Raw genomic sequence first — 11,016 nt, 5'->3', positions numbered from 1 at the left:
CGTTTGGATGACGCCTCACTTTCTTCAGCAGGCCGTGCCTCTTCATGATTCGATAGACGGTGCTGTAGCTGGTTGTGATCTCTATTTGTGACAGCGCCAGCAGAATACGCCGGACACCGTAATTGCTGTTGTCTTCATGTGCTCCGATGATCTCTCTGATTTTGACCAGAAGGAGTTGCTGCCGCTCCTGTTTGGATGTCGGCTTCAAGCTACGGTAATAGCCCGACTCGCTGACAACAAGTACTTTGCACATCTCTTTGACGGGCCACCGATTCCGTCGTTCACGGATGTAAGCATAGAGCTGGCATGCCTTTACCGCTTCCGGTCTTTTGCGAAAAAACCGAGTGCGTCCTTGAGAATTTCATTCGCGCGGCGCAACTCGCTTATTTCTCGTTCTAATTCGATTTCACGTGCCGTTTTATCGGCAGATGTATAAGCTCGTCCGCTCCCGACATGCGCTCCGTCACCGTGGAGGGTTCTTTGCTTTCTCCACCCTTGCAAGGTGTGGTAGGCCACGCCTAACTGCTCGGCCGCTTTCTTTGGTCCAATCTCATCGCTCAATCTTACGGCTTCTTCTTTGAATGCTTTGTCATATCGATTCATTTCTCTCGTCCCCTCGTCAGCTTTCATTTTATTTCATACGAGGGTGTTTTTCGACTGCATTTTTATCGTAGCACTCCATCTTGTAGTCTCCTTGGTTTGTTTTTGGGTCCGGTCGCTGGCCAGCATCGTGGACCCATCAACATCATACCAAGGAGTCTTTTTGTTTCTCAAACCTTGTATTTCTTCATTATAGGAATGCTGCCCGTTAGCGCAAAGACGGCAGCCGGTCGTTCTGAGGCCGGCTGCCGTCGTGTCATGATTGAGCTATCGTGTCCCGATCGTATAGTCATAAATGAACGAGGCGGCCCCAATCGCTTAACGTAGGTTGCATGTGGTTACAATGTGTAGGGGAGTCTACTTAAAACCAACTGCCAGAGCTACACTCAAAAGGAGCCACTATATGAAGGATTCCACAAAACGCGAATGCTGGGCGTGGCGAACCGCGTTTCCTAGGGAACTTTCCCCACACACCTGAAGCCATTCGAAAGCTCATGAAGAAAATAGGAATACCGGAGCAACTGCATGTCTGCTACGAAGCCGGACCAACGTATAAGGTCTCAGTTTGAGCTCTCAGTGTTCGCCGCCTAGCGGCGCCGTGCGCCTTCAACAACTAAAAAGGATAGCCGAAAGAGCATTTTCCAGCGACCGCAAGGGGTTATCCGCCATTTCCGAACTCCTATAGCCCACAATCCCGTCGGGTCTTACTAGAATAACCCCAGTTGCATCGATGCCATAAGAGCTGCAGAACGTCCCATTCGAATCAGTCAGATCAGCTCCAATATGATGGACGGATAAAGAAAGATTAAGCTTCTCCGCCGCTTCATTTGCCGCTTGAATCCATTCTTTCCCTTCAGGGCCCACCATCAGGACAAATTGAGTACCGAATAAATCGAGGGTTGACATGCGGTTCGCGTTTTGACTTAAAACAACATGCGGCGCGCGCGTTCCTGGGAGCCCCCTCCATTCGTTGGGAAGGTTTATTGGTTTGGTATCTTGAACGTCCTCTATCTCAAATGCGCCTTTTAAGTAACGATAACCCATATTGACCATCAGCGTATTGACTGTGATTTGTTTCGTGTCCTCCGTAGCACGCTGTTGCGATAAAGCGGTAACTCGCTCGACCGTCAGGTCCGCGATTGGCAAACGCTCCGTTTCATAGGTGTCGAGCAGACCGAGGCCTGCATGACCGTGAAGAACGGCTGCCAGTTTCCATGCCAGATTGTGTGCCTCGGAAATCCCCGTATTCCCCCCGAGGGCGCCTGCCGGAGGCTGTACCCGGGCAGCATCGCCGACCAGAAACACTCGCTCTTGGCGAAGGCGATCCGATACGCGAGCGGCCATTTCCCAGGAAAGGACCGTCTTTACCCTCACCGGAATATCCGGTATCCCTATCGCAGCCCGAATCAACGGAATACAACGCGACTCGGGATAATCCGCGACCGATTCCTTATTGGGATCGTACCAAATATCCAATCTATAGAGATCCGAACGAATAAAGGTGCCGGGATAAGGGACAAGCGCTCCCATCACGGTCTCATTTCGCACGAATCCCATAACGGCATTTCGGTTAGCGAATAGCTCTGCAATATCAGCCTCGAAAACCATGCTCATATTGTTCATGATCGTGCCCGCTCCGTGCTGTTTAATACCCAGCTTCTTCCTGACTGCGCTCTTACTGCCATCGGCTGCGGCCATGAAGCCGGCCCTAATTCGTCGTGAAGTGCCATCGGACCGATTGCGAATAATAGCGGAGACGCCATCCTGATCTTGTTCGAACGTAACCATCTCCGTGTCGTATCGCAGGTCCACTCCATTCCGCTTTGCATGGTTTCGCAAAATGGGCTCCAATATATCCTGCGCAATGGAGCTGCCTTCGGCAGGACTTGCATCCGTAAAGAAAGCGCTCATATCTTCGACCGTGTCATTAAACGTTTGCCCCGCAAGACTCTCCGCCTGAAAAACCTTGCTGTCCTTCGAGAACGGCGGTGCTATGCTTCGGATATCCTGTTCAAGTCCCAATGAACGATAAATTTCCATTGTTCGGGCGGTTAACCCTGCGACGCGCGGATGGATCGCCGTAGTTGGATGACGTTCGACCACCATTGAAGAAATCCCCTGCCTGGCAAGAAGAAGAGAAAGAGAAAGCCCGACCAAGCTGCCTCCGACGATAAGAACGGGAACCGCTTCATCAAACGCCTGATACTGATCAACCTGTTTATCCATACCCTTATTCATCCTTTCTTCGTTCAACGACCTTAATATAGTTATAATATTACTATTCATAATTAAACTAAGTCAATAGGTTCCAGCCATTTTATTTTCCTTCTTTCCGTACGAAAAAGACCCCTACGCATCAATCGCATACGGGTCCGTATCTAAGGATATTTATCGTCTTCCAGCTAAACCGGCTCGTTATTGGGAGAGGCGAATCGTTGCGCGATTTCGCGTAGCCACTCCTCATCCCATACAAGATCCCCGGATCGGATATCGCCGATCAGACAGCTCACCCACTTCAGTTCAGCCTCAATCACCGTACGCTTATACTCCATTTCGAGCATGAACAGCCTAGGGATCGCGGCTTTGGCAGTTTGAAGCGCCGAGTCGATTCGCGCGAGCTCCTCCTTAAGGGCGACCGTTCTTTTCTCAAGCAGCTGCTCGACCTCCTGAATTCGCAACAGGCCCAGGAATGAGAGGGCCGCGGGAAACTCCGGGAACTCCTGCGGCAGGGCGGACAACATGTCCCGAAGCCATTCCAGGAGCAGCGCCTTCCCTTCCTCGGTCGCTTCGTACACGGTCCTGTCAGGACGCCCCGTCTCCCGCGAGGTCCCTCGGACTACGATAAGCCCATCCCGCAGCAGACGCTCAATGGTCTGATAAATACTGGTGCGCTGCCGAACGTTAATCACTTCATCCTTTCCTCGTTTTTTGATCAGTTGCTGCATTCGGTACGGATGCATAGGTTCTTCTGCAAGAAGCGCAAGCACAGCTATTGTGAGTGGAGAGCGCTGGATTTTTTTATTTTTCGTCATGGTCATAACTATACTATTTGTAAGATGACTATGTCTATAAGGACGACGGCGGAACCGCCTGTCATCTTCTCTTATTTGGACAGGACTGTAATCTCGCTGTGTCACTCGGATATTCGCCGCTCGATTCGTCATTCTCGCGTAGGCGTTCTCGACGGATCGGGCGTCTTCGTCGACCATGGAGTTTGCGGGTATCGGCGTAAAGCCATCCATCGGCGCATGTGCCATCAAATCGACGGCCTGGGCCAACTCTTCGTTCGATAAAGCCGCCGTCGGCTCCGTCCCGGCCATGAAGGTGAGAACGGCACAATTTTCTCCACTGGAGTGCTACGATAAAAATGCAGTCGAAAAACACCCTCGGTGAAAAATTATGAAGAAACATTTTACCAAAATTGATCGACGTACCGCTCGCAGTAGAACGGCACTGAAGGAAGCCCTGCTGACCCTAATGGTGCAAAAGCCTTTCGCTAAAATTTCAATAACAGAAATTGTTGAGCTTGCCAATTATAATAGAGGAACGTTTTATTTCAATTATGAGAGCAAAGATGATTTACTTGACGAGCTCTTGGGTGATTTGGTTCGCAACCTGACTCAGTCCTTCCGCGCTCCTTACGAAAAAAACGAGGTTTTCCGCATTAATGAAATACCAGCCGAATCCATTATGATTTTCGAGCACATTTACCGAAACGCTTCCATTTATAACGCATTATTGAAAAGTGACGTTCTCCCCATTCTTAAAGATAAGATGTTTATTGCATTGAAATAAATCTCAATGGAGGAAATTATTTATCCGGATGACGGAATTAACCATGAGTTGTTTACGATCTATTCCCTTCATGCCTTACTCGGTATTGTTTTCCATTGGGTTGAGAACGGATTTCGGTATACGCCCGATTATATGCAAGAACAGCTGGTCAGACTTATTACCAAACGTCAGGCAAGCGCTGCTATTTTACGGACCCATCACTAGCGTTGCATTAATGTTCTCTGAATCTTCTTAACTTTCAGTCTTATCTTGATCTGCGCATAAAAAAATCCTTTACAATAGATATGGAAGGTAGCCCTGTCCATAATCCACTGAAAGGATTCATCGCATGGACAAGCATACTCTACTTTCTTCATTTGGTAAATGGCTAGCGCCAATATGTACGAGAACATTCACAAATGGGGTGGATGAAACTCAGCAAGATAAATATGTGAAGAAGCTAGCGACGACAGCTTATCTGAAGCTGTTCCTGCATGCACAATTGCAAGGAAGAGAAGGGCTTCAGCATATTTCAGATGATGTGCTATGCAAGGCTTTTCAACGTGAACTTGGGCTGGAGTCCATTTCCGCAGCACAACTTAGTCGGAAGCATAATCAAGTGAATCCAGATTTACTTCAGCAGCTGTTTGAACGTCTATCGCGACGGATTCTCTCCGTCTATGCTACTCCGGCTGCACGTCATAAGATCAGGATTATCGACTCGACCACAGTTGCACTTTGTTTGCAGAAATACAAATGGGCTACGTTTCGGAAATCCAAAGCCGGCATCAAGCTGCATATGAGACTGGCATTCGTAGGCGAGGAAGATGTGTTGCCTGAGAAGGCAACCCTTACAAACGCCAAAAAGAATGATCGTACTCAGCTCGATGCGCTTGTTGATGAACCTGGTATGACGTACATCTTTGACCGAGGTTACATGGATTATTTTGCTTTCGATCGCTATTGCGAACAGGATATCTTCTTCGTTACAAGGCTGAAGAGTAATGCGTGTATCGAACCTATTACGTTTCAGGAAGTTCCGAAAGGGAGCAGCGTAAACGAGGATGTCATCGTACGAGTTGGCTCTCCGCAGAAGAAAATGAAGCATCTGCTTCGAATGGTCCAAACGCAAGATTCTCAGGGGAATTTGTTATTCTTGGTTACTAATCGATTCGACCTGACCTGTGATGAGATCAGCGACATGTACCGAAGCCGCTAGGTGATTGAAACGTTCTTCAAATGGATGAAACAACATCTGCGGATCAAGCATTTCCATGGTCAGACCGACCGCGCTGTGCAAAACCAGATTTGGATCACGCTGATCGCCTTTTGCTTACTTCTACTCGTCAAACTAGAAACAAAGGTCGATCACAGCATGCTGCAGTTGACCAGATGGCTGACCAAATTGCTGTGGCAGCCTTACGCCGAGTGGTTGAAGCGAATGAAACAGAAGCCAAGTCGCCCCTCCAAAGAAAGGCGACGAAGAGTAGTATTAATCTGTATAGACTACAGATGGATCATAGGAAAAGAGCAAGATCGCCGTGGATCTTGCTCTTTTGTGCATGACTATGGAGAAATGATTCGTTTCTTATGACTTGTTCAGTGACTGATTCGCACATGTTCTGAGAGATGAATCAGGTTCATGATAAACACTTCCTTTTAGTAGGGTTTGGAATATCTTAGAACAAGCACTCAAAGTGACAATTACTAATACACAGATGGCAAGAAATACAGTTAACTTGAATCTCATAATGCACTATCAACGGCAAGGACAAATTTATAGCTGCTTTTTAAAAGATTAAATGCTTTTGAATTGAAGGAGGATGCCCACAAAAAGCCTTTCAGCATATCAGGTGAAATTCCAACAAGTGCCGTTTTGTTTTATAAGCCTCTATTCGTTTTATTTCAGATATTTCAATATCGACATGCTTCATAAAAAATGTGTATTTACAAATCTTCTCACCCTCAATTACCCAGTAGTATCCGAACTGGAAAATCAAAAAGAATAAAAAAAGAATAGAAAACAAAACAAATGCCCCAATTACAAAGCCCGCCATTAAATAAACTATGAGAAGAAATACAGGATACACAACCAAAGTAATTATAATTGTCTTCTTTAAATAAAACTTCATCCTTGATTTAGCTCCATATCATGTATTAGGCTCTTTAAATGTTTTCGAGGAGCGATAGGCAACCGATCGTTTGGTCGACTGCCTTCGTATTGATTATCTTTTTGCAAGTTTTTTAACAATCCAGGTCACAAACAAAATCACTAGAAGGATCGGAATGACGATAACAAGTATACCGACAATACTAATTCCAGACATCAGACGATCTCCTCCTCAAATTTCGTTTCACTGAAAGACTTGGTTGATAGCTATAATATAATAATCTTGCGCATGCACCGCTTTGAATCCGACTGATTCATATAACCTCAGTGCATGATCGTTTCTCGCTTCGACCTCTAAGTGTACGGAGTGCCCGGCCGAGCGTTGTTCTTGGATGACTCGGCGCAACACTTTGCCGCCGATTCCTTTGCCTCGGTATTCGGGCAAAATAGCAAATCCATAAATCCACGCTTGCCCCTCTTCCCGGCTCACTCTGATTTTCCCTACCGTGCCTTCGTTCACAACAATCATGAAGATTTCCGTGTTATCCCCCATGACCTTGCTTTCCATCATTCTGGCATCCTCTTCGTCCACGCCGAACGCCGTAACGGCTAATCGTACGCGCATTTCGTAATCTTCTACTGTAGCTCGCCTGAGGAGAATCCCGTCGGGTTCTTCGAGAGGGGTCTCTTTCCACTCCATTTGATGCTCCGAGAATGCGTACGCAGCACCGATTTTGCTCAAAAACCCTTTTGCCGCAGCGGATCCCGCAGGCGCGTTCAACAAGATTTTCTTGTAGCCGTTTCGCTTCACCTGTTCCATGCCGAGTCGGAACAATCGATGGAAATGCCCCTTTCGTCGTACGCTTGGATGAACCATGCCACATACTTCGACGGTAGAACCAAATGCGTACAGGCCCAGAAACGCGACAAGCTCGTCATTTTCGTAATGAAAAAAATCCAACGAATCGGATCCGCGGTCTCGAAGCATTTCCCAGTTAAGTTTCAATTGTACATGATCATGCGTTTCGCACACGTTTTGCAACTGTTCGATATCTCGCAATTGTTGGGGCGTTACCATTTTTTTCTCCTTTGCTGTCCGCATTATAAACTCCATTATCACTGTTATTCGATCAGGGCCGCGGCACACCACCTGCCCCCTGCGCCGGCAGCCCGCGTATATCACATCTTCACCTCATGCAAATCGAAGATAAAGACAGCGGCCACGAGAAGGATGGAAAGCAAAAGGAAAATAAACCCGAGCGTGCTGAGATCGGCTGCATACAAAGCTGCCGAAGCGAGCACAAACACAATACCCTTCAATGCCGTTCGAACCGGAAAGGAAAAGACGGGAAGCGCAGCCTTCGGGGCAAGAAACACCCCCCATAGAATGGCGACGGCGAGGGGCAAAGCGGCTGCCAGTAGGATTTTGACCGCTGCCCCTGCCTTGATGTGATAACCAAAATACCCGAACGCAACCATCGCACCTAGCTCCAGCAAAAAAAATACAGTCAGGATACTGCCGGCGACCGATTTCATTTTCATCTACCTCTCCTATCCATGATGCGAGACTAGCTTTTGTTCAAGAGCGGCGGAATCCGAATAGCGCAATAAGCAAGGTAAATCCGCCTACAAATGATAGGATACCAAAGTGATTTATCTGATGCAGCCACATCGGTATCTTAAAGAATGAGGAGGTTGTCTGTGAAGCAATCGAGGATATAACGGGAACATAGATCGTCAATATGAGGCAAGGAAGACTTATACACCAAAGCAAAGAGGCATTAATGTGGATGGACCAGCGCTTAATAAATAACAACGACAGATAACCGCCAAAAAAGGAAGGGAGAAGCGACGAGAACCAGACCTGAGGAAAGATATTAAACGTATCTGAACTGATTCGCTGCACAGTATTCTCCAAATGATATCCCACAACCAGTAATACAAGCAAACCCAACAACCACATGACTTTATAAACGAATGCCTTCGCGTTCAAGTTAATTCCTCCTCGCTCTATCGTAACAATACTGTGCATCTTAGCGTCATAGAGATAAGTCCCGAAGAATAGTGAAAGAGAGGCGTTAATGGAATGAAACGATTTATATTCGCTTTTCTTAGTTTAGTTTCCTTTTTTTGCTTGAGTCAACTGAACAACGTATCCGCAGCTTCTTCTACAAGTACCTCATCATTGCCAACCTACTCCCACGTATATCTAAAGGCAGGACCGTATTCTATTCTTTACGCGCATCCCACGGCTCCATTTGTAGATGAGAACGATCGGTTACGAATTCCTCTTCGAGCGTTTAATGAATTGTTCGGCGGCAGCGTCTCCTATCAAGCTAATAGCAAAACGGCACAAGTTGTATGGCTCGGCCATACCTTTAAATTTGTTGTGGGTTCCGAGAAAGCCGAAGTGGATGGACAACCTTTCCGCATGGATACAAAACCTGTAATCAAAGACGGATCGATCTCCTTGCCGATTCGGTTATTTTTAGACACTACGAACTTAAAATATCATTGGGATAGTCTGCTTCGAGTACTTGTTCTAGACGATGAAAGCATACTTGTAGGAGAGCCTTTCATGGATTTTAAAGGAAACGACCTTTATCCAGATCATAAAGATAATACTCTTCAGGTTGAGCATTATTCAATAAAACAACTCAATAATGGTACTTTTCAAATAAATATTACAGCCAAGAACAAGACAGGGAATGACATTCCAGCCGGTAAAGCGGATATTCATCCACTTGTGTCGTATGGTAAAGGTTTTGGCGGTTTTGCAACAGATTCCTATAGTCGCCCAACATACCCTGCTATTTCCGAAGTTAAAATGGGCGAAGAAGTAACGGTAACTCAAACCTTCCCGTTAGAAGACGTTCAATATATTATTACGGTCGCTAGAATTTTCTCTTCTTAATGACAGCATGCAATCCTAAAATCTAAGTTCGAATCATGACGGCCGGTCTCGAACATCACACTGATAGATTGCTATGTCAATCCGTACCCTGCGGTTTACCAAAGCGAACTAAAACATGCCATAGCAATTTCAACTCTTGAAGCACCTCTGCATAGCTGCCTCTGTCACTCCAATTTGCTGGATTGCGATTTAATTCATTTACCGCATCTCCGATAATACTTGCGTTGATGTACCCATCCTTTTCTATCCGTCTGGCTAAAGCGGGCATGGTCGGCCCTCTAAAGTCCGTTGGCACCGCTTCCACCTTCAAATAATATCCTGTATTCCAAATGAACTTGATTGAATAGTTCATGCATAATCGCTCTAAAATGCTGCCAATTGGAGTTCCTTTAAACGAAGGATCGGCAACTAGGATTTCTACGTCATCCTTAAGCGATATTTCACCATGTATTTGAGCTTCTACATAGTGGTCAAGGTTGTGTCTAGGCATAGGATGGATAGGGTTCGGATAGGGTTTATCAAGATCATATAAAAGACGATGAATGAATTTGCTAGGGGTTAGACCTTCCTCACCTAATGCAAATTCCCGAGAAAACGTATCGTTCAGCAGCGCTGCCATGATCATATCGAATTCCTCATATGTCCCTTTTTCAGGTCGATCCGTGTAAGAATCTCCATACGTGAAGGTTGAACGCCAGGATACGCGGGGAGATAGGAGGAAAAAGCACGAGCCAAATCGCGGAGAAGGCCCGTCTACGTGTGACATGACATTAAGTGAACCGTATTTGGGGCGTTCATGAATGGCCGCACCATCTATATGATAAGCACCATGGAATAAATGCTTCTCCCAGAGATCACGTGCTCCTCCTAAGTAAGCAGTAGGGCTCCCATTGGATATATGGGTTTCGAACTGACTTTTATATGTACCTTGTTCAAGGAGTCCTTGTGCGACGCATGTCGTATCTGCGAGTGGACGATCGGGATGAAAATGTAATGCGATTCTTGCATTGGACCGTAGTTTGGAAAGAGCACTTTCATAGGTGTCCCAATGGATATTGGACATCTGTAATATTTCTTTAATCAGAGTTGTAGCTTCTTTTTTTCGGGTAAGCGCGTGCTCACGAATGTATTTTATCGATAAGCTTTGCGAATTTGTTAGTTGTCTGCTATCCAACACTTTTCATCATCTACCTTTCTAATACCGGTAGCCCTGCATAGCGCCTCCAATGATGATAACACATGTCGGGTCGTTCATCTTGCCTCGGTTCCTTACACCTATAACGTCTTAACAGTTCGCCCACGCATGCCGAATGCGACGGCAAAAGGAGCTCAACCGGTTTGAATTTCAACTCATTCCCATCTAGCAAAAAAACCGCCTCTCGTTGAGGCGGCAAACGATCATATGCCGGCAGCTTAATCAGTTTGACTATACAACTATCGTTCCCAGTGAGTTTAATCACAGCTAGCACATATAATATTATAACCTATTTTTGGAGTTGTCAATAAAAGTGCAGTTTGAAAACACACTCATTCAGAAATCCCGCTACTAAGCTGCTTGTGTCAGCATTCTTTCGCGATAAACAGATGGCGGCCACCCCCCTGGATTAGAGGTGTAGAT

At 46.3% G+C, this 11,016-nt stretch carries 10 protein-coding genes and 1 pseudogene; 4 read left to right on the top strand and 7 right to left on the bottom strand.

What is annotated here, in order from left to right; genetic code table 11:
• The 4 genes from ACFPB1_RS27085 to ACFPB1_RS27070 all read right to left on the bottom strand — a co-directional run.
• Window positions 1-253 (bottom strand): IS3 family transposase (locus ACFPB1_RS27085; protein ID WP_379229323.1); only part of this gene is annotated, 253 nt, incomplete at its 3' end.
• 59 nt (window positions 254-312) lie between these two features.
• Window positions 313-603 carry a transposase gene (locus ACFPB1_RS27080; protein WP_379229322.1) on the bottom strand — a complete coding sequence of 97 codons (291 nt, stop codon included), beginning with the start codon at window positions 601-603 and terminating at the stop codon, window positions 313-315.
• A 603-nt stretch (window positions 604-1,206) separates the two neighbouring features.
• Window positions 1,207-2,826, bottom strand: a complete 1,620-nt coding sequence (locus ACFPB1_RS27075; RefSeq protein ID WP_379229321.1) for an FAD-dependent monooxygenase — start codon at window positions 2,824-2,826, stop codon at window positions 1,207-1,209.
• Window positions 2,827-3,002: 176 nt separating this feature from the next.
• The gene (locus ACFPB1_RS27070) at window positions 3,003-3,638 is read right to left on the bottom strand and encodes a helix-turn-helix transcriptional regulator (protein ID WP_379229320.1); all 636 of its coding nucleotides are present in this window, start codon (window positions 3,636-3,638) and stop codon (window positions 3,003-3,005) included.
• A 361-nt stretch (window positions 3,639-3,999) separates the two neighbouring features.
• Here ACFPB1_RS27070 and ACFPB1_RS27065 point away from each other — a divergent pair, with 361 nt between their 5' ends.
• From ACFPB1_RS27065 to ACFPB1_RS27055, 3 genes and pseudogenes are all read left to right on the top strand, one after another.
• Window positions 4,000-4,395 carry a TetR/AcrR family transcriptional regulator gene (locus tag ACFPB1_RS27065; protein WP_379229319.1) on the top strand — a complete coding sequence of 132 codons (396 nt, stop codon included), beginning with the start codon at window positions 4,000-4,002 and terminating at the stop codon, window positions 4,393-4,395.
• A gap of 6 nt (window positions 4,396-4,401) precedes the next feature.
• Window positions 4,402-4,599, top strand: a complete 198-nt coding sequence (locus tag ACFPB1_RS27060) for a TetR-like C-terminal domain-containing protein (protein ID WP_379229318.1) — start codon at window positions 4,402-4,404, stop codon at window positions 4,597-4,599.
• A 124-nt stretch (window positions 4,600-4,723) separates the two neighbouring features.
• Window positions 4,724-5,968, top strand: a pseudogene (locus ACFPB1_RS27055) (IS4 family transposase).
• 760 nt (window positions 5,969-6,728) lie between these two features.
• Here ACFPB1_RS27055 and ACFPB1_RS27050 read toward each other — a convergent pair.
• Window positions 6,729-7,586 (bottom strand): GNAT family N-acetyltransferase, encoded by an 858-nt coding sequence (locus ACFPB1_RS27050; protein WP_379229316.1) that lies wholly within the window; start codon window positions 7,584-7,586, stop codon window positions 6,729-6,731.
• A 77-nt stretch (window positions 7,587-7,663) separates the two neighbouring features.
• Complete coding sequence (locus ACFPB1_RS27045; protein WP_379229315.1) at window positions 7,664-8,026, bottom strand: YrdB family protein; 363 nt, start codon at window positions 8,024-8,026, stop codon at window positions 7,664-7,666.
• A gap of 544 nt (window positions 8,027-8,570) precedes the next feature.
• Here ACFPB1_RS27045 and ACFPB1_RS27040 point away from each other — a divergent pair.
• Entirely contained in the window at window positions 8,571-9,398 is an 828-nt protein-coding gene (locus tag ACFPB1_RS27040) for a copper amine oxidase N-terminal domain-containing protein (protein WP_379229314.1), read from the top strand.
• Between the two features lie 76 nt (window positions 9,399-9,474).
• Here the strand turns inward: ACFPB1_RS27040 and ACFPB1_RS27035 are convergent, their stop codons facing one another.
• Window positions 9,475-10,572: a DUF3626 domain-containing protein gene (locus ACFPB1_RS27035; RefSeq protein ID WP_379229324.1), complete on the bottom strand. Its 1,098-nt coding sequence runs from the start codon at window positions 10,570-10,572 to the stop codon at window positions 9,475-9,477.
• Window positions 10,573-11,016 lie beyond the last annotated feature (444 nt).

Source organism: Paenibacillus sp. GCM10023250 (assembly GCF_042653205.1).
Lineage (GTDB): Bacteria > Bacillota > Bacilli > Paenibacillales > Paenibacillaceae > Paenibacillus_Z.
Note: the sequence above shows the minus strand (reverse complement) of the source record. Positions and strands in the feature narration are given on the sequence as shown.